Origin of the sequence: Runella limosa DSM 17973, assembly GCF_000482465.1 — a bacterium.
Classification (GTDB): domain Bacteria; phylum Bacteroidota; class Bacteroidia; order Cytophagales; family Spirosomataceae; genus Runella; species Runella limosa.
In genome coordinates, this window is record NZ_KI519420.1 from 1,260,309 (window position 1) to 1,281,977 (window position 21,669).

The 21,669-nt window shown below is 41.7% G+C and carries 21 protein-coding genes and 1 pseudogene; 4 read left to right on the forward strand and 18 right to left on the reverse strand.

What is annotated here, in order from left to right; all coding sequences use genetic code 11:
* Positions 1 to 17: 17 nt before the first annotated feature.
* The 14 genes and pseudogenes from K339_RS33765 to K339_RS0115320 all read right to left on the reverse strand — a co-directional run bounded on the left by K339_RS33765 (position 18) and on the right by K339_RS0115320 (position 9,469).
* Positions 18 to 2,014: pseudogene (locus tag K339_RS33765) on the reverse strand (peptidase domain-containing ABC transporter).
* A gap of 180 nt (positions 2,015 to 2,194) precedes the next feature.
* The gene (locus K339_RS37885; protein WP_229598741.1) at positions 2,195 to 2,734 is read right to left on the reverse strand and encodes an HlyD family secretion protein; all 540 of its coding nucleotides are present in this window, start codon (positions 2,732 to 2,734) and stop codon (positions 2,195 to 2,197) included.
* Positions 2,704 to 3,378 (reverse strand): HlyD family secretion protein, encoded by a 675-nt coding sequence (locus K339_RS37890; RefSeq protein ID WP_229598742.1) that lies wholly within the window; start codon positions 3,376 to 3,378, stop codon positions 2,704 to 2,706. The genes K339_RS37885 and K339_RS37890 overlap by 31 nt, the downstream gene beginning before the upstream one ends.
* A gap of 561 nt (positions 3,379 to 3,939) precedes the next feature.
* Complete coding sequence (locus K339_RS0115270) at positions 3,940 to 4,623, reverse strand: hypothetical protein (protein WP_028524371.1); 684 nt, start codon at positions 4,621 to 4,623, stop codon at positions 3,940 to 3,942.
* 175 nt (positions 4,624 to 4,798) lie between these two features.
* The gene (locus K339_RS0115275) at positions 4,799 to 4,993 is read right to left on the reverse strand and encodes a DUF6444 domain-containing protein (protein ID WP_028524372.1); all 195 of its coding nucleotides are present in this window, start codon (positions 4,991 to 4,993) and stop codon (positions 4,799 to 4,801) included.
* A gap of 555 nt (positions 4,994 to 5,548) precedes the next feature.
* Positions 5,549 to 5,755, reverse strand: coding sequence for a hypothetical protein (locus K339_RS0115280; protein WP_028524373.1), 207 nt, complete (start codon positions 5,753 to 5,755; stop codon positions 5,549 to 5,551).
* A 2-nt stretch (positions 5,756 to 5,757) separates the two neighbouring features.
* The gene (locus K339_RS0115285; protein ID WP_028524374.1) at positions 5,758 to 5,997 is read right to left on the reverse strand and encodes a hypothetical protein; all 240 of its coding nucleotides are present in this window, start codon (positions 5,995 to 5,997) and stop codon (positions 5,758 to 5,760) included.
* A gap of 42 nt (positions 5,998 to 6,039) precedes the next feature.
* Positions 6,040 to 6,237 (reverse strand): hypothetical protein, encoded by a 198-nt coding sequence (locus K339_RS0115290; protein WP_028524375.1) that lies wholly within the window; start codon positions 6,235 to 6,237, stop codon positions 6,040 to 6,042.
* An 85-nt stretch (positions 6,238 to 6,322) separates the two neighbouring features.
* On the reverse strand, positions 6,323 to 6,490 hold the full coding sequence (locus K339_RS37160; RefSeq protein ID WP_157607601.1) for a hypothetical protein: 168 nt from the start codon (positions 6,488 to 6,490) through the stop codon (positions 6,323 to 6,325).
* 159 nt (positions 6,491 to 6,649) lie between these two features.
* On the reverse strand, positions 6,650 to 6,844 hold the full coding sequence (locus K339_RS0115300; RefSeq protein ID WP_028524376.1) for a hypothetical protein: 195 nt from the start codon (positions 6,842 to 6,844) through the stop codon (positions 6,650 to 6,652).
* A gap of 90 nt (positions 6,845 to 6,934) precedes the next feature.
* Positions 6,935 to 7,135: a hypothetical protein gene (locus K339_RS0115305; RefSeq protein WP_028524377.1), complete on the reverse strand. Its 201-nt coding sequence runs from the start codon at positions 7,133 to 7,135 to the stop codon at positions 6,935 to 6,937.
* A gap of 102 nt (positions 7,136 to 7,237) precedes the next feature.
* A complete protein-coding gene (locus tag K339_RS0115310) occupies positions 7,238 to 7,489 on the reverse strand; it encodes a helix-turn-helix domain-containing protein (protein WP_028524378.1) in 252 nt (83 codons plus the stop codon).
* Positions 7,490 to 7,652: 163 nt separating this feature from the next.
* A complete protein-coding gene (locus K339_RS0115315; RefSeq protein ID WP_028524379.1) occupies positions 7,653 to 8,384 on the reverse strand; it encodes a LytR/AlgR family response regulator transcription factor in 732 nt (243 codons plus the stop codon).
* Positions 8,385 to 8,428: 44 nt separating this feature from the next.
* Positions 8,429 to 9,469: a sensor histidine kinase gene (locus K339_RS0115320; protein ID WP_028524380.1), complete on the reverse strand. Its 1,041-nt coding sequence runs from the start codon at positions 9,467 to 9,469 to the stop codon at positions 8,429 to 8,431.
* Positions 9,470 to 9,598: 129 nt separating this feature from the next.
* On the opposite strand from K339_RS0115320, the gene K339_RS0115325 reads away from it, so the two are divergent.
* The 4 genes from K339_RS0115325 (at position 9,599) to K339_RS0115345 (ending at position 16,244) form a co-directional block, all read left to right on the forward strand.
* Entirely contained in the window at positions 9,599 to 11,998 is a 2,400-nt protein-coding gene (locus K339_RS0115325) for a TonB-dependent receptor (RefSeq protein ID WP_028524381.1), read from the forward strand.
* Between the two features lie 277 nt (positions 11,999 to 12,275).
* Positions 12,276 to 13,454, forward strand: a complete 1,179-nt coding sequence (locus K339_RS0115335; protein ID WP_028524382.1) for a lanthionine synthetase C family protein — start codon at positions 12,276 to 12,278, stop codon at positions 13,452 to 13,454.
* Between the two features lie 41 nt (positions 13,455 to 13,495).
* Complete coding sequence (locus tag K339_RS0115340; RefSeq protein ID WP_028524383.1) at positions 13,496 to 14,632, forward strand: lantibiotic dehydratase family protein; 1,137 nt, start codon at positions 13,496 to 13,498, stop codon at positions 14,630 to 14,632.
* Between the two features lie 4 nt (positions 14,633 to 14,636).
* A complete protein-coding gene (locus K339_RS0115345; RefSeq protein WP_374754642.1) occupies positions 14,637 to 16,244 on the forward strand; it encodes a thiopeptide-type bacteriocin biosynthesis protein in 1,608 nt (535 codons plus the stop codon).
* A gap of 595 nt (positions 16,245 to 16,839) precedes the next feature.
* On the opposite strand, the gene K339_RS0115355 is transcribed toward K339_RS0115345, so the two are convergent.
* The 4 genes from K339_RS0115355 to K339_RS0115370 all read right to left on the reverse strand — a co-directional run bounded on the left by K339_RS0115355 (position 16,840) and on the right by K339_RS0115370 (position 21,479).
* Complete coding sequence (locus K339_RS0115355; RefSeq protein WP_028524385.1) at positions 16,840 to 17,490, reverse strand: DedA family protein; 651 nt, start codon at positions 17,488 to 17,490, stop codon at positions 16,840 to 16,842.
* Positions 17,491 to 17,607: 117 nt separating this feature from the next.
* Complete coding sequence (locus K339_RS0115360; protein ID WP_028524386.1) at positions 17,608 to 17,961, reverse strand: four helix bundle protein; 354 nt, start codon at positions 17,959 to 17,961, stop codon at positions 17,608 to 17,610.
* A gap of 153 nt (positions 17,962 to 18,114) precedes the next feature.
* Entirely contained in the window at positions 18,115 to 18,906 is a 792-nt protein-coding gene (locus tag K339_RS0115365; RefSeq protein ID WP_028524387.1) for a phosphosulfolactate synthase, read from the reverse strand.
* 164 nt (positions 18,907 to 19,070) lie between these two features.
* Positions 19,071 to 21,479, reverse strand: a complete 2,409-nt coding sequence (locus K339_RS0115370) for an alpha-ketoacid dehydrogenase subunit alpha/beta (protein WP_028524388.1) — start codon at positions 21,477 to 21,479, stop codon at positions 19,071 to 19,073.
* Positions 21,480 to 21,669 lie beyond the last annotated feature (190 nt).

Below are 21,669 nucleotides of genomic sequence, written 5' to 3' on the forward strand. Positions count from 1 at the left end.
CAACCAGATAAACTTTGTTAGGCAGCCAACGAAAGAGGCTGTTCAAATGCTTTTTCACGTACTTCAGTGCCGTGCTGCGACGCCCAAAGTTGATAATAGGCTTCTCTTTTTGCGAGTAACTCAAGGTGGCGTCCTTCTTCAATTACTTTGCCAGACTCTACCACCACAATTTTATTGGCGTTCATAATGGTACTGAGGCGATGGGCAATAATGATAACCGTTCTTTCTTCTTGGCGTAGCCGCTGCACCATCGCTTGAACTGAACGCTCCGAAAGAGAATCCAAAGAAGAAGTAGCTTCATCTAAAATGAGTATTTCTGGATTTCGTGTTGAGGCACAACGCTCACCAATTGCCGAAGGCTTTGATTACTAATGTGTTTGATGTCATAGTCACCAATAAAAATCGCACCCGACTGGAGCGGGTAAATATTTTGCAAAAGCGATAACATCGTCGATTTACCCGAACCACTTTCGCCCACAATCGCCGTAATACTTCCTTTGGGAATCGTGAGATCAAGTTGGTCAAACACTTGGACGCGTGTCCCGTAACGAAACGACACCTGTTGAAACCGAATGTCACTGACCATCGTGGGAGTGAGGTCAATTTTATTTTCAGAAACTTCACGTTCCAAATCCAAGATTTCAAAAAGGCGGTCGGCGGCGATAAGCGCATCCTGTACAACCCGATTGGTACCAATAAGGCTACTCGCAGGACCTGTAAAATAGCCAATAAGCGCATAAAAAGACAACAATTCGCCAGGGGTGAGTTCTTTGTCTAATACAAATCCCGACCCCGCCCAAAGCAAAAGAATCGTAAACAAACGAGACACCAATTCCGAAGCTGTACCCGACCAAACGGAGTTTTGGGCCGACGTAAAAATAGTCCCCAATAAACGCACAAATCGGGTTTCGGTTTTGATATTGGCAAATGCCTCTAAACCAAAACGTTTGATAGTTCCCATGGCATTCAGCGACTCGACCAATTGTGATTCGAGGTCGGCGCTTTTTTCCATCAATTGCCGTTGGTGCTTTTTATTGAGTCGGTTCACAACCCAATAATTGAGGGCGTAAAACGGGACAATCGCCATCATAATCAACGCCAATTTCCAATCGTACGTAAACATCATCCCAAATGAAAACAGAACGATAAACACATTGACGACCAACGTAAGCGCTGTATCGTTGATAAAGGCCCGAATTTTGACGGCATCATTGATTCGCGAAATAATTTCCCCTACTCGCATCGTATCAAAGAACGATTGGGGGAGCTTCATTAGGTGTTTATAATACCCCAAAATCAACTGAGCATCAATCCGTTGACCCGTACGTAGGGCAAAGAACGTTTTCATGGAACCAATGACCAACTGCAACAACAAAATCAAAATCATGCTTACACTCAGCAAATTGAGCAAATTACGATTGCCTTCTACCAGTACATTATCGACGATTTTTTGCATATACACCGAAGAAGAAAGCCCCAACACAGTGTATATCAACGCCCCAAAAAGCGCCTGAATCATCACCGATTTATGGGGCTGAATTAACTGCCAAAATCGCCCAAGCACAGATTCTTTGGTATTGCCAGTTTCAAAGGTTTCATCGGGTAAAAGTAACACCAATACTCCCGACCAAATCTGCTGAAATTCGTCGTGCGTTTTCTTCTCAAATTTGCCAAAGGCAGGGTCCATCACCACCACGTGCTTATTGGTCACTTCATAAATAACAACATAGTGATGTAGCCGCTCTTGAATAATCACGTGGGCAATAGCGGGCATCGGGATTTTCAATAAACTTTCAAATTTTCCCTTTACCCCTTTTGCCTGAAAACCAAGCTTTTGAGCCGCTTCTATCATTCCCAACACATTCGTTCCTTTTTTGTCGGTACAGGCATATTGGCGAATGCGAGCAATGGGCAAAATTAACTGATAATGAGCTGCTATCGAGACCAAACACGCTGCCCCACAGTCGGTAATATCGTGTTGTTTAACTTCCGTCTTTTTCTTTCTTGAAAACATGGCTGTTGTGATTTTGAGGTTTAGACTTTCCAAGTTTGGTAATAATCGTAATCAAAACTTGGAAAGTCTTGAATTGTCGTGGGATTTTGAGGTTTAGACCTTCCAAGTTTGGTAATGGATGTATTCACAACTTGGAAGGTCATTTGGATTTAGACCTTCCAAATTTGGTAATAATCGTAATCAAAACTTGGAAGGTCTGATGGTGGGGGCTTTTGGATTGAGCCAATCGTCGGCTTTGTCGTACAGTAGGTCAAAAAGGCTGCGTTCGGTCACAATAAAATGGGTTCGAAGAGTCATTCCCTTTTTAAGTTGTCCTACATATCCATTGGGTAAAGACAAATGGGTTTGCAGCAACCAACACTTCACTTTGAAGAAAGGTTGCTGGTTTTCCGCTACGTTCAAATCGTTTGAAATTTCCTGAATCACCCCTTCGGCAAACCCCCACTGATTGTAATCAAACGCATCCAGTTGCATTCTTGCTTTCATGCCTTTGTGCAGTAAACCAATGTCTTTGGGTGCTACATAGCACTCCACGATGAGGTTAGAGTCAGGAGAGATTATTCCCAGTAGTTCCCCTGATTGGAGGTAACTTCCAGCATATTTTCCTATCCACTGGTGTATATGCCCTTCCACAGGCGCTTTTATGGTATATAGTTCGCGTTCTTGGAGGTATTGGCGTTCTTGGGCTTTCAGTTCTTCCACCGCCATTTGGTGTTGCATGAGTGCCGTTTGCCACTCACTTGGCGCTCAAAGGCCGTTTGATACTGCGCCTGTACGCTCTCGTAAGCAAAAGCTTTATCTTCTACGTCGAGGGCAGCGACTACTTTTTCGTCGAGTAGTTTTTGGTTGATGTCCCACTCTCGTTTACGCTTTCGCTGCATTTGTAGATTTTCAGTCATTGCCCAGCGAAATTGCTCGTATTGTTGACGATACAACGGCGACCCCAGATTCGACAGTAATTTAAGGCTTTGTTTATCTAACTGAACCAGTTCCCTCAAATCGCTGATATACAACTCTTTTTCGCGTTTTTGTGTCCGATTAAGGCGTAGCTTAGTGTCCAGCATATCCGTTTGCAAACGTAGTAGAGGTTGTCCAAGTTTAACCCGCTGATTGTCCCGAACATATACCTGCGCGACTGTCCCAGCCACTAATGATTTCAATTCGTTACGCTCGGCAGCGGGGCGTATCATTCCCGTGCTTTGTACCGACACGTCCACCTTAATAAATGGCAAACTCCCCAACGCCAGCACCAACGCTAACAAAACCAATACATAAATCAGTTGGCTGCGAACAGTGACTTTGGGTAGATAGGCTTCGGCCGTAAAAGGAGCGATTTCGGCGGGAGGTAATTGTAAAGGTTTCATGGGCATTTAAGTTTTTTACAAAAATGCACTCCGTCTTTACCTCTTTTCAACAACTTTTCTGACTAATTTATGAAGAAAGGTTATAATGTTTTCAACAACGCCACTACCCCATTAATCAACATATGTAATAAAATAGGCCACAGAATATTCTGATATTTTACAAATAATGTCTCACAACAAAAACGTAAAAATTGTGAAGAAGATGAACTGAAAAAGTTGCCCAGAAACGATAACTTTTCTTTATCTTGGCGATTAAGAAAGTATAACCGAGAATTAAGTCAATGAAAAAGGCATCAATCATGTCTCTCCCGTTATGCCACCTATTGCTGCAAAAATATTGGATATTACTATTGACAATACTGCCATATAGGCTATTATCAACAACATAGAGATTTTTTCAAAAAATGGATTATTCTTGTCATTACTTATCCATTTAAATAAAAATACTAAATATTATTCTTTTTTGAAAAACCAAAAAAAGTATCCAGTGGAATTAAGTTTACACAAAAAAATTTCTTTATTAAATATTTTATTATGTCAATTTACATACTATCAATATATTTAGCTATTAACAAAGTAAAGTTGAACCAAAAATGCGATAGTACGCAGTAAAAAAAAACCGTATTTCAGTCGAATGAAGCCTAAAAATATTCCTCCTAAAAACTGAGCCGTTAGTAGTACATGGAAAAGAATTAATGGTGTTTTTCTGTAATCAAAGTTTGTAAGATGAATTAAAGAAAAGGCAAATACAATAGAATAAAAAATAACAAAATAGTATCTTTTATAAACGTTTCTTAAAAACTGATTAGAAAATAAAAATGAAGATATACTTATAAGAAATATACTAAATAAAATTGGAAACTTTGAATTAAAATTAACTATAATAACTTCAAAAACGAATAGTATGCCACAGACGATAGAGGATAAACATGCAACAATGCTCCATCTTGGACTTGCTAAATGAGAGCGAAAAATAACCTCTTCGACAAACGGAACCGCTAAACATATCAAAAATAAATTTTCAAAAAAATCAGTTTTCGTGTTTAACTTATTAGAATTTTCAGGTAGTAATCCATAATAATTCAATACAGCAAGGGCTGCAATTACAGGAAATAAAAAGATAATTTCCCACAAATAATATATAAAAACGCTAAGTGCCCTCTCTTTGACCGTTTTGTTACTATCATAAATAGTCGGTGAAGGTTTATGAATAAAAAGCGATAAATCTTTTATATAGTACAACATAAAATGAGTAATGAAAAATGGAAATAGACCCCCATAACAAGAGTATGGGGGTGCTGATTTAATTATTTAGAACCAACTTACTACTTTATTGTAAGCAGCTTCTACATATGAAGAAACTACTTTTGCTCCGCATATCAAAGCAGCAGCCGTAGTTCCAACAAAATCCCCTAATTAATTAGCTAAAGAGGTTTTTGTCGTAGGGAGGTTTCTTTGAATATCCTTCGCTGGAAGGTGGTTTGTGTGAGTTTGAGAAGTTGTGGCTAAGTTGACGATGGAAGTCAGCATTTTTTACCTCTAACTCTTCGATACGAAGCAGTAAGCGGCTGACTAACGCCTTCAAGTCTGATACTTCTTTGATCAACTCTTCCATAATTTCATTTATGCAAATAGCGTGCCTAAACAGTTGCCTTTTTGAAAAAAAGCCTGAAATAAAGTGCCAAGTAAAATCAAGTTTACATAAAAATAACTTTCTTGGTAAATTCCAAAAAATAAATTAGATATTATAATAATAATTAATAAAAAAATGACTTAATTAGAGTATTTTTGATAAATAATTCTATGAAAATAGTAATATTTAAAATAATGGGTTCTAGCTTCATATAATCTTTTAATAAGACATCAAAACTACTTGTAAGTAATAATTTCCGAATAAGAAAAATTTCAATAAGAAATCAAACAAAAAAAGGTAAAAAGTTCTTTTTTTGTTTTTGAGTTAAAAAAATAGTCTCTCAATTGTCGCTTCAATTTGCTACTTTTAAAATATTGATAATTAATTGGTTGTCTCTATTTATTCAGTAGTATCAATTTGGAGTCATAATAAATCCTATTTTAGGATTCTCCAATTTTATTAAAAAATATTATTAGTGCAAAAAACACTTAAATATAGTTAAGTACTATACTTAAGCGTTTTGATTAATCCATAGAGTTAGCGAATAGCAGCTCCTACTCCGACAGAAAGTGCTCCTTGTGAAGCATATGCTTGTGATGCCCCTACAAACTCATCAACAGCATAATGAATATAGTAAAAAGTCCACTGTACAATCCCTTTAGGAGAATCGGCTCCGCCCATTGTTAGAGATAATTCCAAATCTGTTAAATTTAACAGATTATTATTTTGTTCGAAAAGTTGCATTTTTATTTATTTTTAAAGTAGAAAAAAAATAAATTTACAAAGAGTAAAATAATTAAAATAATTTTAAACATAGAAAGTTTGTCTTTTTGAAAGTTCCACATAAATAGAAGAACTAACGAAAGCATAAACATACCACCCATGTATTTGCTTGATGTAACCGTGCCTCCCTGTAATAAGATGCTTAGATAGTTAACATTCAGTAAAGCAATCAAAATGGCAGCAATCAAAAGTAGCTTTTGCATAATATCAAATAGTTTTCTATGTTTAAAAATAGTAAAATTACCTTAGAAACTCATATTTTTAGGCTTGTATGAATTCCAACCTGCCTGTGCATCTTTGGACATTTCATTAATTGCCCAAATGGCGCCAATAATTCCACAAACTACACCTACTGTCACTGGATCTAAGCCGCCATTAGATTCGTTCTTTTCATTTGAAGTCAATTCACTGACGCCAAATCCACTCAATTCCAAATTTGTCATTGTTTTCAAGCTGGTTAAATTGTTAAAAAAATTGATTTATAATCATCTTGTGCCTACCCGGGATGGCACAAGGGAGATTCGACGATTAATAATACACTGCCCCCGTAGTCAGTTTCAATAGCTCTTCGGCGGCTTGTTGAGGAGTTGGGTCAGTGACGCCTTGAGCTTGGCTTGAAGGTGCATAGCCATCACCTCCCGTAAGGTTTGTTAATTCTACTTGAGTCAGTTCTACTGTGTTTGTTTGCGTTTGCATGGCTGAAAAAATGGTTAAAGTGAAAAAATAAATTAAAAAATTCTTGAGATCACAGGCCGTGGAGCTACTCACTTACCGTCGGTGGGTGGCATTTTGCCGATATTCTCATGGAGATGCAGTTGGAGCCCTCCACGGCTTGTTTCTCAAGGTGGTACTTTGTCAGCGTTCGTGGGTAGCTTGTGGCTGTGGCATCATCGTTTGTACGGGAGCATTGTCAGCTACGCTCTTAGGCTCTGGCTGCGGTGTTTGCATCACCGTCACTGCCGACTCTTTTGGCTGAACGGTGGTCTTTTCGGAGCAGGCACTACAAAGCGCGATTCCTACCAAGGCAATTACTTTTTTTGATGTTTTCATGGCTGTTGTTTGATTTGCTGTGACAAAGATACTCTACTAAAATACTGATTTTCAACAACTTTTGATTGTACTTTATAACTCTTCGTTAGATTACTTTGGGTTTCGTAACGAGAGTCCACCGTTTACCTGATACTCCTCGTGAGGGTCGGGCAATGGCTTGGGCGAACCAACGGGCGCAGCTACTATTACTGGTTGAGACTTTTCGGGTTGGACGTCGTTTTCTTCGCTGCGGCAGGCCGTTGTCAGGCCTATGGTTGCCACTGCTACGACCCAAATTCGACGTGTGTTCATGGCTTTCTTTTGTTTCGTGTTTGTTTCATTGACCGTAACAAAAGTAGTACCTCACCCCTCCCGAACTCAATAACCAAAAGTTGTAGTTTATAACAGTGTTGATTACGCTGCCAAGCGATCCGTATTTCTAATGGCCCGTATCAAGAGCTCTTGGGCAGGTAAACTCACGAGTTCCATCAGCGAAAACCGATATAAATCGGCTAGTTTTTCTAGGCATTCGAGCGTGAAGCGGGTTCGTCCACTTTCTTTTTTGCTGTAAGCCGCTTGGCTAATTCCCATTTCGAAGGCTACATATTCTTGAGAGTAGCCATAAATCTCGCGAAGTTTACGAACTTTGATGGTAATTTTTTCCATTGGACAAAAGGAGTTTAAAGGTGGCTGTGTTGGTTTAATTAATTCATCAAACGACCCTACAAACTTGCACTCAAACCCCTATCTATCGCAAATAAAATAGGTAAAACTACCTTTGCCAATGACAAAACTGGCTTTAGAAGTGATGAAATAAAAGAAGGTAATACTATTTCCGTTGAATCAGCGCCAGGAATTGCTCGCGATACATGGCCCCAATCGGGATTTGAACGTCTTTTTTGTCGGTACGGATGGTAACCTCATTGCCATCTACGGCCACCACTGAGTCGTAAGAGATAATATACGATTTGTGAATCCGAATAAACGCAGGATGGGGGAGCCGTTCTTCTAATTCTTTGAAAGTAATGAGCGCCAATAAGAGTTCGTTTTTGGTACAAAAGCCCGCATAGTTGCCCATGCCTTGTATGTAATAGATGTCTTCGAGACGGAGGCGGATCAGCTTGCTTTTATTCTCGCCTTTCAAAAACAAGTCGCCCGATACCTTCACGGGCGAGGGCGTGGTCTCAACGGTGGTTTCTTGCCTGATTTTTTGATAGTCAAGTGCTTTTTGAACGGCATTTTCAAACCGCCCGTAGCCGAAGGGTTTCAATATATAATCCAATACCCCCTCTTCAAAAGCACCCAAGGTATATTTGTCGGAAGCGGTTGTAAAGACGATTTTCTTTTTGTCTTTGATCACTTTGGCCAACTCCACCCCCGACAACTCGTCCATCTGAATATCCAGGAAAATCAGGTCGGGGTCATGGGCTTTGATATAGTTCATGCCTTTGATGGGGTCGGTGGTCGAAAACTCTAACTGCAGACCTCCGTGCTGCTGGATAAAACCTTGAAGCTTCTCTATATTGTAAGCTTCGTCGTCAATAATGATACAATTGAGCATTTTTTTGATCGATGTGTACGAAGAATTGATAGCGAACGTATTAATTATTCCCCCATTGGGGGGCAGGGGGCTTTTATTTCCAGATTTGTATAAAAATACTCGTCTTCAATACGGGCTTTGAGCGTAGCTCGACCCTCGCAAAGCAAATCAAGCCTTCGTCCCAAATTTTTGACCCCAATCCCCGTAGATGGCTCGCTAGTTGAGGATTTGATTTTGTTTTTGGTCGAAAACCACAGCTGCTCTTGCGTTACTTTGAGGTGCAACTGGAGGGGAGCTTGTCTGACCGCACCGTGTTTGAAGGCATTTTCTACCAATGTAAGGATACACAAGTGCGGGATTTTCCAGGGCTGTTCTAAGTTGCCTTCTATATCAAAATTAACCTCCACTTGGTTGTCCAACCGCTGCCGATTGAGGGCAATCAGCATTTGGGTGTATTTTATTTCTTCACTCAGGGTCACCATCGTATTTTCGTGCTCTTTCACGGAGTAACGCATCAACTCCGACAACGACAAAATCCCATCGGCCAACTGCTCAGAGTACTTGGAAGCTTCGGTATGAAACCGATTGAGCATGTTGTACGTAAAGTGTTCGTTGATTTGTGATTTTAAAAACGACACCTCTATCTCGTGACTGCGTTTTTCTAATTCTACCTTTTCTTTTTGCTGTTCATAAAATCGGTTGTAAAACCAATACATTGTCCCATAACCAGTGAATTGGACTACATCACGTAGGTAGGCCAGCAAAAGAGTATGAAGCTGGAAATAATACTTGGGAACTTGGTCATAAAATCCTGCAAAGTAAGCCCAAATTACTCTTGATGCTTCTGTCCCATATAATATAGAAGCATTAAGAAGAAAAAATCCTATGCCTATCCAGATAGTTTGTTTATTGAATAAATACTTTGCGGTAACACTAATAAAAAAGTAAAAAAATAAAATATCAGATAAAAAGTACAAGCTCATATCTATGATATACCACTCATACTTAGGATTACGGACATATTGAGCTATAAAAAAATTCCCAATATAAAACACCCACCAAGCCAGATGGAGAAGTAGTTGGCGATAGGTAGGGGATATTTTCATCCTGTGGTTTTCCAGTTTTGTCATTAGCAAAGGGAGTTTCGTCAGCTGCAAATACAGTTTCACCTAAAATAGTCACAAAAGTTATAATCTGTCTTGTATGTTTGCTGGGCAAATATAAAGCAAAAAAACATGAAGCCACTATACCTGCTATTTTCTTTACTCTCCATATACCATAGTTCAATATCCCAAAATAAGAGCAAAAAAATAAATGGCATAGTTTTAGATTCTCTATCGAATCAACCCCTGCCACATGCTACTATTCAACTTACAACAATAAACGAAAAACTCTATACAACCTCGGATATAAACGGAAAATACACCTTCAAAAAACTTACGCAAGGCGACTATGAAATCACTGGAAACTATGTAGGATATCGTAGTAAAAAAATACAGATTACCCTTGGTGAAACCGACGAAATCACTGTACCCACAATTGCTTTGAGTTTAGAAAATATCAATCTAAAAGAGGTAAAGGTACGGGCATTAAAGCCCTTGTTCACGGAGGAATCGGGTAAAACCATCGTAAATGTGGCTGAAAGTGTGATGGCCAATGCGGGGACGATTGTCGATGTTTTAAAATACGCTCCCTCGCTCATCGTCAACGAAAATAGCATCAGTATTCGGGGCAAAGAAGCGATTGTTTTGATAGATGGCCGCCAAACCAACGTCTCTGGCGAAAGCCTTGAAGGCATCTTAAATGCAATGCCGAGCAACAGCATCGAAAAGATTGAACTCATCAGCAATCCTGGGGCTAAATACGACGCCACGGGTAAGGCCGTGATTAATATCCGTACCCTAAAAATGAAAAACTTAGGCACTACGGGCACTTGGACGGCAGGTGTTGGCACAGGCCGACTTCCGCGCTACAACGGCGGGCTATTGCTCAACCACAAAGGCCAGAAATTGAGTTTTACAGGTAATTATACCCATCAATTTATCCAACAGTACTTTAATCTGGAAGCAACCCGTACCCTTAAAAACCCGCTTGCCACCTCGTTTCTGGATACCGATTTTGACAACCGCAAACGCACTATTCAGTTTCTAAAATTGAGCTTAGACTATAACATTACTTCTCAAACAACGATAGGGGTACTACTCCAAGCCGACCAAAACATTCGAGGACGCAACGCCAACGGGGCTACCGAAATCAGTAACCAGGCGCGGTTGGATTCTGTCATTACGCTGCAAACCAAAGGTAACGTCCGCTACCAAAACCTCAATGCCAACTTGTTTTTTAAGCACAGTTTCAAACAAAAAGGGCGAGACCTTGCCATTGATGCCGATTATGGCTACTACCATACGGACTTTCAAGAGACCATTAACAATCAGTTTTTTAATGCCACTCGCTTACTTACCTACCGCCCTGCGCTTGAAGTAAATCTTCCGTGGACACAACCCATCCAAATTCAATCGTTGCGCGGTACTTACGTTCATCCAACCCAAAAAGGTAGCCTAGAATCGGGCTTTCAGTTACGACACACCAAAGTAAATACTGATTTTAAGTACCAACAGCAAACCGACAATCAGTGGGCTGCCGACCCGAAGAAAAGTTTCGTTTATGACTATACTGAGACTGTTAATGCAGTCTACGTAAACTATACAGCCAAAATCAAAAAGCTTGACTATCAGTTAGGAATACGTTTAGAGGATAGCTATGCCGAAGGCCAAACCCAAAATAGTACCAAAGCCAACCAACAGAACTATTTACAATTGTTTCCAAGTGCTTCTTTGCAATATAACCCTTCTGCCCTTAATCAGTTCTCAGTCAGTTATAGTCGAAAGATTACAAGACCAAGCTATAGTAACTTAAATGATCAGATTATTTATACCAATCCATATAGGGTTACGATTGGAAATCCTCTCTTAAGGCCTACCCTTACCACCAATATTGAACTCAGTTATCTGTACAATAAAACTTGGTCATTTATATTGTCTTACAGCGGTGTCATCGATGACCAGACTTCAGTTTATTTTTTAAGAAATAACGTTGGAGTTATTCAAGTTGTAAATAAACCAAAAGAAGAGCTCTTTTCATTAGACGTTAGTTATCGAAAATCAATTAACGATAGGTGGCGGACTGTCAGTGGTCTAAATTTATTTCAGATTCGAAATCAATTAGGAGGTATTGAAGGAATTGGGAATAGAAATGGAAATGGTTTATATGCTTATACCAACAACTTTTTTACTTTCAATAATGGCTGGCGTGCCGATTTTACTGCTTCTTATGTTTCACCTCAAACATTAGGAATATATGTCATAAGTCCTTTTGTTCAAACAAATATAAGTATTCAGAAAAGTGTATTTCATAAAAATGGAGAAATTAGATTAAGCCTTTCTGATATTTTTAATACATTTTATGTAGGCCAAGATTATGACACGAATGTCCAAAAGGGATTCAATAAACGCAAAGCAGAAACGCGATTTCTGTTATTTTATCTTAATTATAAATTTGGAAATAAAAATGTAAAAGTAAAAGAAAGGAAAATGGGGATTGATAAAGAAGTCTCTAGAATTGATAAAAACCAGTAATAAATTTCAAACCAACTAAAAGATGAAAATAGCAAAACAACCAATCCTCATATTGAAAAAATCAACTATTACTAAACTAAATGAAAATACAAGGCATAAGGGAGAAATTAGAGGGATTACGGATTCTGAACTAACACATGAAGGGGGGCGTTCCTGTAGGCCTACTGTGTAATTTCACCCGTCCAAACGCCTATTTCGTCAGGGGCAAACACGGTTTGGTATATTTTTTTTGTAAAGAGATAGGTTGGCGGTGTAGTTTGCATCAAAAAACAACGATATGGAACACACCGCTGCTATTCATCTCGACAAAATGCAAGCTATTACCTCACAGGTTCAGTACGAAAACGATGGGCTGTTTGGGGGAAAGCTCGGGGTAGTCTGGCAATACTACTATCAGTGGCAAGCCACCCACGAGTACGCCCACAAAGAGGAGTGCTTACGGGTACTTGGCGAGGTGTTTGACAATCTCAACAACGATACCCCTCAGCTCAGTGGCGCGGCTATGAGCGTAGGAGCCGCAGGGTTTTGCTACGTAGTCACGATGCTACATCGCCAAAAGTGGCTAGAGTTTGACCTAGACGAAACTTTGGCCGACTTAGACACCTTTGCGTATGAGTCGGCCTTAGAAATGATTACAGAGCGCAAGTTGGATTTTTGGCACGGAGCTTTTGGCATACTTTTCTATTTTTTGGAGCGGCTTTCCAACCCCCTCTTCCGTGAGCGTGCCGAAGTGTTGGTTCAAAAAATTGTAGATGAAGTGCAGGGAGATGACGACGGACTTTGGTTTCCAAATATCCTCTCTCCCCAAGACGAAACAGTTATTAACCTTAGCCTATCGCACGGGCAAACGGCTTTTATGATTATTCTGATGCAAGCTGCCCAAAAGGGAGTACAGGCCGAATTGGCAAGGTCGGTGGTAAGGCGTGGAGTCAATTTTATACTCAAACACCAAAGAACGGCGAATCAGGAAACCGATTTTTCGCTCTTTCCGCTCACACTCACCGCAGAGACAGAAGAAGGCAAGTTTAGCAATCGGCTGGCTTTGTGCTACGGAGACCTCAACATCCTTTTGCTGATGTATCGGGCAGCGGCGTTTTTGGAAAGCCCCGAACTGCGCCGCCGAGCCGACCTTTGTGGAGTGAGTACCCTCCGCCGCCAAACCGAAAAAGCTACCCTCGTGAGCGATTCACGCCTCTGCCATGGAGCGGCAGGTGTGGCACACTTGTATCATACCTTGTACAAACTCACTGGCAACGACGGCTACTATCGAAACTACCAAACATGGATTGATAAAACCATTGCCTTTCTCGACCACGACCTCCAACATGAGACGTTCAAAGGCCAAGAAGGCTCACTCCTCAATGGCTACGTAGGCGTACAGCTTGTCTTATTGGGGTATATCTATCACAAACGAGAGCAGTTGGATTGGGCAAAGGTATTTTTATTAGCCCCCTAACCCTGCAAGCGTCCTGCGCCAATGGGAATTTTCTTATGACTATGCTAAAGCACTATACGTTTCACCCTACGGTCGTTGTACGTACCCCCTTTTTACCTTTTAGTCCCCAAAACCTGACGGAGGCCCACCTTCGGATGGTACTGCACGAAGATTGGTTTTTGGAGGCTATTTTTCTGGCCTCTCCTTCTCTTTACCGCACTGCTATTGCCTGGCGCGACGGGGCAATGTTGGAGAAACGTAAAGAAGAGAAGCTCTGGGCATCGCTCACCAAATACTACAGCCGTATGATGAGCCGCTGCACGCCTTTTGGGCTATTTGCCAGTTGTACGGCTTTAAAATGGGGAGAAGCCACCCCTATTTCACTGTCTCAGCAAGATACCCAAAGGCATACCCGCCTCGACATGCACTTTTTGTGCGCTTTGGCCTTGTCATTGGCGCAGAACCCCAACATTCGTCCTTATCTTACTTATTTTCCAAACAGTAGTCTTTACCCCATAGGCAACGAACTCCGATACGTAGAATATGTCTATGTAGAAGGAAGGCGAAACCATCAAATCAGTGCGGTTGATACTACCGACTACTTAGAAAGCGTCATAAAAACCGCTCAAACTGGGGCTTGCTATGGTGATTTGGTTGGGGTGTTGGTCAACGATGAAATCACTACCTCCGACGCCCAACTTTTTATTGACGAACTCATCGCCGCCCAGTTGTTGGTTTCGGAATTGGAGCCAACCATCACGGGCGGGTCTTTTTTGCAGCAAATTGTACAGGTGTTGGAGAAGGTATTTGCCCAAACCCAATCTTCCGAGCTAGGATTTATTATTAACCAGTTAGACCAAATTAATCAATCTCTTAACGGGTTAGATAATCAGAAAACCAACTCCATTTCTGATTATGAGCAACTGATTGAACTCCTCAAAACACTCAATGTAACAATAGAAGAAAATAAACTGGTTCAAACGGATTTGTTTCGAGAACTACCAGAAGGACAGCTCCCCTTGGCAAGTCAACAAGACATCCAAGCGGCTTTAGAAGTACTCAATCGCCTATCGACAAAAAGAAAAAACAGTCATTTAGACGCCTTTGCCCAGCGTTTCTTGGCTCGTTACGATACCCAAGAAATACCGCTACTGGAGGCATTGGATACCGAGATAGGCATCGGCTACCTTTACCGTTAATGACATTACCAAGGCCGAACAAGCCCAAAACTCCGAAGTGGTATTTGCGGAAATCATCCATTTGCCCGAAAGCCGAACAGGAAATATATTGCTTCATCCTGCGTTTCGAGCGTATGAGATTCCATTTTTGGGTCAATCGTCATTGCCTTTAGAGAACCAAATTTCGGTACAAGATTTGTGCGTTTCGGTACGGCAGGGGGAAATTATCTTACGTTCACAAAGGCTCAACAAAATAGTCGTACCCCGCCTTAGTAATGCGCATAATTATAGTCACAATAGCCTGCCCGTATATCAATTTTTGTGCGACTTACAGCATCAAGGCAAGCGCAGTCGTTTTGGTTTTGATTGGGGCAACTTAGCCGAAAAGTTTCTGTTTTTGCCCCGAGTTACTTACCAAAACACCCTTTTGCACCCCGCCACCTGGCAACTTCAAAAAAAGCAAATTGATGCCCTTCTAGCCGATCAACCTTTACTTGACGTTCCGCCGTTTCAAAACCGCTTGCTGACGTTGGCCGACGGCGACAATGAATTGGTTGTTGATTGGGCAAACCTGTTAAGTGTCCGAGCGTTCAAAGATGCCATCAAAAACCGAACTCAACTCCAATTGAGGGAGTTTTTGTACGAACACACGCAGCCTACTTTTCGAGCCCCTCTTTCCCAGAATGGGTTTGTAAATCAAAGCATTGCCCTACTGGTTCGGCAAACTTCGTCTTATGCTTCCTCTCTCCCCAAGCGTCCTACGCTTTTCCCTACACGCCACTTTTCCATCGGTTCTGAATGGCTTTACTTCAAATTGTACGGCGGAGTAAAAGTGGCCGATAAAATAGTAGTGGCTTTTATCAAACCACTCTGCGAAGAACTACAACGGCGCCATTTGATTGATAAATGGTTTTTTATTCGGTATTCCGACCCCGATCCTCATTTACGGATTCGGTTTCATCTCACAGCTATTGCTCAAATTGGGGAAGTGATTCAATTATTCAACCATTTTTTGCAACCCGCTTTGCTGTCTAAATACCTTTGGAAAATACAAGCTGATACTTACGAGCGAGAGTTGGAACGGTATGGTTTTGAGACGATTGAGCTTGCTGAGGAGCTTTTCTACCACGACAGCGAAGCTATTTTGGCTTTTCTTGACCAAACCGAAGGCGACGCCCGCGAAGAAATCCGTTGGTTATATGGGATTCGGGCCATTGATGCGCTTTTAGATTCGTTTGAGTTCGATTTTCAACGAAAGCTTGATTTATTGAGCTCATTACGCAACAGTTTTGCGCAAGAATTCAACATGGATGTAGCGCTAAAACGGCAATTAGACCAAAAATACCGCACTCATCGCGCTATGGTACAAGACATTCTGTCTGACCAGCATCCTACCATTACTCCCTTTCTTTTTGACATTCTCTCAGTTAAATCAGCAAAAATTGCCCCTATTGCTTATAAAATCCTGTATTCATCTTCACCTTCACAAGTGAATCATTGGTTAGGCAGCTACATCCATATGTTGCTCAATCGCCTTATTCCTGCGCATCAGCGCCTACACGAGTTAGTGATATACGATTTTCTTTGTCGACAGTATCAGTCGAGGTTGTATTTGGAGCTATGCCTGAAATAAAATTATACAGGGGCACAAATCTGGAGCAATAGCTACTAGTTTTCCGTTTTAATGCGCTCAACCTGATTTTTCAATACGTATGCCTTAAAAATCTTTTTTCTTTCTGTATCTAGCTGCAAGGCCCGCAACTATGATGATGATACAAATGATGAATGTTGAATTATTCATTTTTCTTTCGTGTAAAATTGGACCATATAATCAAAAAACTTGTGATGGCAGCAACGAGCTGTGAAGTTCGCCGAATCTGTACATTGTCAGTCCATATAAAAACAATGGCCGCATTAATACAAGTAACTGCTAAAATAATACCTAAGACTCGTTTCATGGGTTAACTGTTATACGCCTATTCTGGCAGCTTTTAGGTAGTTGTTTTGAGCATCTCCCGAAGGGTGCGAACTTTTATTGTCAATTCGTCCATTGTTTCAGCGGCTTGTTAGGTTCAACAAAAATCAAAAATCGCGGGTAACTGCCCAAAAATAATACACGAAATAAGCCCCAAGCTGGGTGAACATGGTTTTGCGTCGGATGAAACTAAAAAAGCTCCGCAAATCAGGCAAATCCTGACTTACGGAGCTTCGTATTTTTAAAAGGTTTCCTACGCCTTTGGCGTCAAAAACCTAACCTTGACAAACTGCCATACCATTGGCAATACCGAAAGGCCAATGATACCAAATATCACTAATTCAAAGTTTTTCTTCACAATGGGCAAGTTACCGAAAAAGAAGCCCAGCATCGTCAAAGTCGGTACCCACAAAAGTGCCCCAACAACGCAGAAAAGAATGTAACGCGAGTAGGTCATGCTTCCTGCCCCTGCCACAAACGGCGCAATTGTACGGACAATCGGGATGAAACGCGCCATAATCACCGTTTTGCCTCCGTGTTTTTCGTAAAACGCTTCGGTTTGTTCTAAATATTCACGTTTGAAAAATAAAATCCGTTCTCGTTTTTTGATGGTTGAGCCTAAAAACTTACCCACAAAATAATTGACGTTGTCGCCCAGCAGCGCCGCCACAATCAACAACGGAATCACAATCCAAGGGTTTAGCGCCCCCGTAGAAGCCGCCAATGCCCCCGTGGCAAATAGCAACGAGTCGCCTGGGAGCAAGGGCATTACCACCAAGCCTGTCTCGGTAAAGACAATCAAAAACAAAATCAAGTACGTCAACGTACCGTATTCGGTAATAATGTCAGCAAGGTGCTTGTCGAGGTGCAGAAAAAAATCTACTACTTGTGCGAGAAATTCCATTTTTATCGTTTTTGGTTTACATTTTTATTTAGTCCACAGTCGATGGTCAATAGTCCATGGTTAATGAGCCACAGTCGGCGGTTAGTGGTCTATGGCCTATCGACTATTCACTCCAAACTACCCAAGTGAATTTCGGAGAGCTTGAGTCATTTTGATAATTTGCTCTATCTCCGAATAAAGTTTTTCGAAGTCAGATTTATTGATGATATTTCGTCGTTGTCCAACATACAGGCATGAAACTACTTCAATACTTGAACGTATGGCGTACCCTAAAAATCGCCCAAATTCAGCGTTAGACTGTCCCGTTGAACCTTCAGCAATATTGAGAGAAATAGAGTCAGCTGCACGTTTTATTTGAGATGTAAGAACAAATAACTCATCTTTTGGAAAGGAAAGTGTAAGCTCATGAATAGCGCCACTAAACTCCACAGCTTTCTGCCAAACTACTAACTGTTCAAACTTAAAGGCCATTTTGTTTTTTTTAGTGTATTGTCGGGGGTTAACAGTTGATGGTTGATAGTTCTATGGTCGATGGTCCACGGTCGATAGTTAGTAGTCGATTGTCAATAGTACATGGTTTTGGACGATACTAGCGTCTATGGACTGTCAACTATGGACTACAGACTATTTCGACAACTTCCAGCGTTTGCGGGTTTTGTCGTTGAGGTAATTGGCGAACGTATCCCCACGTAGCCCCAAGCGAATGGTTTCGAGCGGAATGATTTCGTTAGGAGCGATGTTTCCAAGGTTGACATTTGCACCTATCAATTTGACAAACCACACCTGTTGGGCTTTCTGCGGTGCTTCCCAGATGATGTCTTTGTTGGGAACTTGGGTCAAAATTTCTTCTACTAACCCTTGACGAACCTCTCCGCTTGAACGAAAAAGACCTACGTTGCCCGATTCGCGCGCTTCGCCGATTACTTTCCAAGCGCCTGCTTCCAACTCCGCTTTCATGAGCTGAATCCACTTGTAAGGTGGAATAATCTTGGTTTCGTCTTTGGAACCTACTTCCGACAATACCTTTACTTGCTCGGCCAAAACACGAATGAAATCACACTTAATTTCGGCAGGCATTTCGATTGATCCATCGGATACTTCGGCGTACTCTAATTGGTATTCGTCGATAAGGCGGCGGTAGTCTTCAAATTGATTTCTTACGACAAAAGCCTCAAACAACGTCCCGCCAAAGTAAACGGGAATGCCTGCACTTTTATAGACGGCGATTTTATCTTTGAGATTAGGCGTAACAAAGGAGGTAGCCCATCCGAGTTTAACAATATCTATATGAGGAGCCGAAATGTCGAGCATATCTTCGACTTGACGAATGCTCAACCCTTTGTCCATGACCATTGTTAATCCGTACTGACGTGGTTTGGAAGTGCGGTCGGGGACTTGCGATAGTTTGAAATTCATATCGTTTGGTTAGGTATGTCTTTGAAAGTAAACCGCAAAATTAGCGATTCCAACCACAACCTACTAAAGTGCCTAAGAAAATAACCTGACTTTCATCAATCTTTAACAAAAAACCCGCAGAATACTCTGCGGGTAAAAGCACGGGGTTTGGAAGTCAATATAGGTCAGTACAGCGCTGGAAATTGCTGTGGATTTGCTTCGTGAAGGAGGCTATACGCTGCCTCTACAATGTCTTCAACGTTGGGTTTTGAGTAATAATCACCGTCTGAACTGTAGGCTGGGCGGTGAGGTTTAGCCGATACACATCTTGGTGCCGAATCAAGCCATTGATAGGCATTCTGGCCGTCCAAAACTTGTTGCATCATGTAAGCCGACGCCCCGCCAGGCATATCTTCATCGGCAAATATCACCCGATTAGTTTTCTTGATAGAATCCACAATCGAATGATGAATATCAAAAGGTAAAAGTGTTTGAATGTCAATTAGTTCTACGCTTATGTCGAGCTGAGAAAGCTGTTCGGCTGCCTCTTGTACAATGCGACACATCGAGCCGTAGGTGACAATGGTGAGGTCGGTACCTTCACGCAATACTTCAGGCTCGCCGAGCGGTACACAAAATTGCCCTAAATTAGAAGGAAGGTATTCTTTGAGGCGATAGCCGTTGAGAGGCTCGACAACGAGGGCGGGGTCATCGCCGCGCAGTAGCGTATTGTACATTCCTGCGGCTTGTGTCAAATCGCGTGGTACGCAAACGTGCAAACCGCGTAAACTGTGAATCACCGAACCCATTGGCGAACCTGAGTGCCAAATACCTTCTAAGCGGTGCCCGCGTGTACGAATAATAAGCGGTGCTTTTTGCCCACCTTTGGTACGATAATGCAGCGAAGCTAGGTCGTCGGTGAGGGTAGCTAGTGTATAAAAAATATAGTCAAAGTACTGGATTTCAACAATAGGCTTGAGACCTCGAATGGCCAAACCAATGCCTTGGCCAATAATGCTTGTCTCTCGAATGCCCGTATCCGTAATGCGAAGTTCACCGTATTTTTCTTGAAGTCCCGCAAAACCTTGGTTAACGTCGCCGATTTTTCCTACATCTTCACCCATCGCAACGATGCGCGGGTCTTGTTCAAACAAGGCGTCAAAGTTGGCGCGAATAATTTGGTAGCCATCTAATAGGGGAGAGTCTTCGAGGTATTGGGCAGCTACGGGCGTAACTTTCAGGGGAGATTCGGGCGATTCGCTGTATAAGTGCGAGCTAAAGCGGTCGTGGTTAACTTCTGCATTTTTGGCCAACCATTCTACCAGGGAGTTTCGACTAGCTGAAGGTTCAAAGCGTAAAAAACGAAGTGCTTTGCGTATGGCTGATGTATTGTGGCGGTGCAAAGGAACAATTTCTCGTTTTAACTCGTCGCTCATTTTGAGCAGCTCAGAAGTAAATCGACTTTCGTGAGCGGCTGTTTGTAGCAAGGTTACTACTTCATTTTGTTCGTGGAGGATTGCTTCACTATATACTTTCCACGCATTGTTTCGTTCTTGTCGAATGAGCTTTCTAGCATTGTCATCAATTTCTTCTAGTTCATCCGCAGAAGCGTAGCCATTAGTCAGAATCCACTCTTTAAACTTCAGATTGCAGTCACCTTCTTGTTCCCATTGGAGGCGCTTGGGCGATTTGTAACGGGTGTGCGAGCCTGAGGTAGAATGGCCTTGCGGCTGGGTGACTTCCTCTACGTGTACCAATACTGGAATGTGGTGGGTACGACACAGCTCTGCGGCTTTTTGGTAGGTTTCTATCAGTCCTACATAATCCCAAGCTTTGACTGTAAAGATTTCAATGCCGTTGGTTCCTTCTTCTCTTTGCAGCCCACCGAGTGCTTTAGAAATACTGGCTTTTGTGGTTTGATATTCGACAGGCACCGAAATCCCAAAGCCATCGTCCCATACCGACATTAAAAGAGGTACTTGCAATACCCCTGCGGCGTTCATTGTTTCCCAAAACATTCCTTGGGAAGTAGAAGCATCTCCGATGGTTGCAAACGTTATTTCATCGCCATTGTGCGAGAAATCCGTCATTTTATGCAAACTTTCGTTGCCACGATAAAGCTTAGAAGCGTATGCTAACCCTACTGAGCGCGGAATTTGTCCAGCCGTAGGAGCAAGGTCATTGATATGATTATAGGTAGTTGTTTGGGGTTTCCACAAACCATTTTCGTCCAAATAACGCGTGGTGTAGTGGTTGTTCATCGAACGGCCTGCGGTGTGAGGCTCAAATTCGACGTCGGCATGGCCATAAAGTTGGGAAAAAAACTGCTGCCACGTGAGTCCTCCAAGGGCTGCCACGACGGTTTGGTCGCGGTAATAGCCTGAACGAAAGTCACCTTTTCGGAATGCCTTGGCCATAGCAACTTGGGCCAATTCTTTTCCATCACCAAAAATTCCGAATTTCGCTCGACCTCCCATCACATCTTTTCTTCCCAACAAGCTTGCTTGACGACTCTCACATACCAAACGATAGTCGTCCAGAATATTTTGGCGCGTTAGCGCAATAAGGTCGGTGGCGAGTTCGTTTTCTATCACGTTTCTTGATGAGTGTTTTTTGTTAAGTTTCGTTGTTTTGGCAAGTAAATATACAGGAAAACAACGGATGTTTCAAAATACAACTTTTTTGAGTTTCTTTGTTCTAAAATTTTGAACAAAAATAACATTTGGCAAAACTTTTGCTCCTACAATTTTTGTTAGACTAGCAACCAACTTTCACAAAACTTAA

Excerpts from the sequence above, each read along its gene's own strand:
- K339_RS37885 (WP_229598741.1), bottom strand. The coding sequence starts at position 2,734 with ATGCAACACCAAATGGCGGTGGAAGAACTGAAAGCCCAAGAACGCCAA.
- K339_RS37890 (WP_229598742.1), bottom strand. The coding sequence starts at position 3,378 with ATGAAACCTTTACAATTACCTCCCGCCGAAATCGCTCCTTTTACGGCC.
- K339_RS0115270 (WP_028524371.1), bottom strand. The coding sequence starts at position 4,623 with ATGTTGTACTATATAAAAGATTTATCGCTTTTTATTCATAAACCTTCA.
- K339_RS0115275 (WP_028524372.1), bottom strand. The coding sequence starts at position 4,993 with ATGGAAGAGTTGATCAAAGAAGTATCAGACTTGAAGGCGTTAGTCAGC.
- K339_RS0115280 (WP_028524373.1), bottom strand. The coding sequence starts at position 5,755 with ATGCAACTTTTCGAACAAAATAATAATCTGTTAAATTTAACAGATTTG.
- K339_RS0115285 (WP_028524374.1), bottom strand. The coding sequence starts at position 5,997 with ATGCAAAAGCTACTTTTGATTGCTGCCATTTTGATTGCTTTACTGAAT.
- K339_RS0115290 (WP_028524375.1), bottom strand. The coding sequence starts at position 6,237 with ATGACAAATTTGGAATTGAGTGGATTTGGCGTCAGTGAATTGACTTCA.
- K339_RS37160 (WP_157607601.1), bottom strand. The coding sequence starts at position 6,490 with ATGCAAACGCAAACAAACACAGTAGAACTGACTCAAGTAGAATTAACA.
- K339_RS0115300 (WP_028524376.1), bottom strand. The coding sequence starts at position 6,844 with ATGAAAACATCAAAAAAAGTAATTGCCTTGGTAGGAATCGCGCTTTGT.
- K339_RS0115305 (WP_028524377.1), bottom strand. The coding sequence starts at position 7,135 with ATGAACACACGTCGAATTTGGGTCGTAGCAGTGGCAACCATAGGCCTG.
- K339_RS0115310 (WP_028524378.1), bottom strand. The coding sequence starts at position 7,489 with ATGGAAAAAATTACCATCAAAGTTCGTAAACTTCGCGAGATTTATGGC.
- K339_RS0115315 (WP_028524379.1), bottom strand. The coding sequence starts at position 8,384 with ATGCTCAATTGTATCATTATTGACGACGAAGCTTACAATATAGAGAAG.
- K339_RS0115320 (WP_028524380.1), bottom strand. The coding sequence starts at position 9,469 with ATGAAAATATCCCCTACCTATCGCCAACTACTTCTCCATCTGGCTTGG.
- K339_RS0115325 (WP_028524381.1), top strand. The coding sequence starts at position 9,599 with ATGAAGCCACTATACCTGCTATTTTCTTTACTCTCCATATACCATAGT.
- K339_RS0115335 (WP_028524382.1), top strand. The coding sequence starts at position 12,276 with ATGGAACACACCGCTGCTATTCATCTCGACAAAATGCAAGCTATTACC.
- K339_RS0115340 (WP_028524383.1), top strand. The coding sequence starts at position 13,496 with ATGCTAAAGCACTATACGTTTCACCCTACGGTCGTTGTACGTACCCCC.
- K339_RS0115355 (WP_028524385.1), bottom strand. The coding sequence starts at position 17,490 with ATGGAATTTCTCGCACAAGTAGTAGATTTTTTTCTGCACCTCGACAAG.
- K339_RS0115360 (WP_028524386.1), bottom strand. The coding sequence starts at position 17,961 with ATGGCCTTTAAGTTTGAACAGTTAGTAGTTTGGCAGAAAGCTGTGGAG.
- K339_RS0115365 (WP_028524387.1), bottom strand. The coding sequence starts at position 18,906 with ATGAATTTCAAACTATCGCAAGTCCCCGACCGCACTTCCAAACCACGT.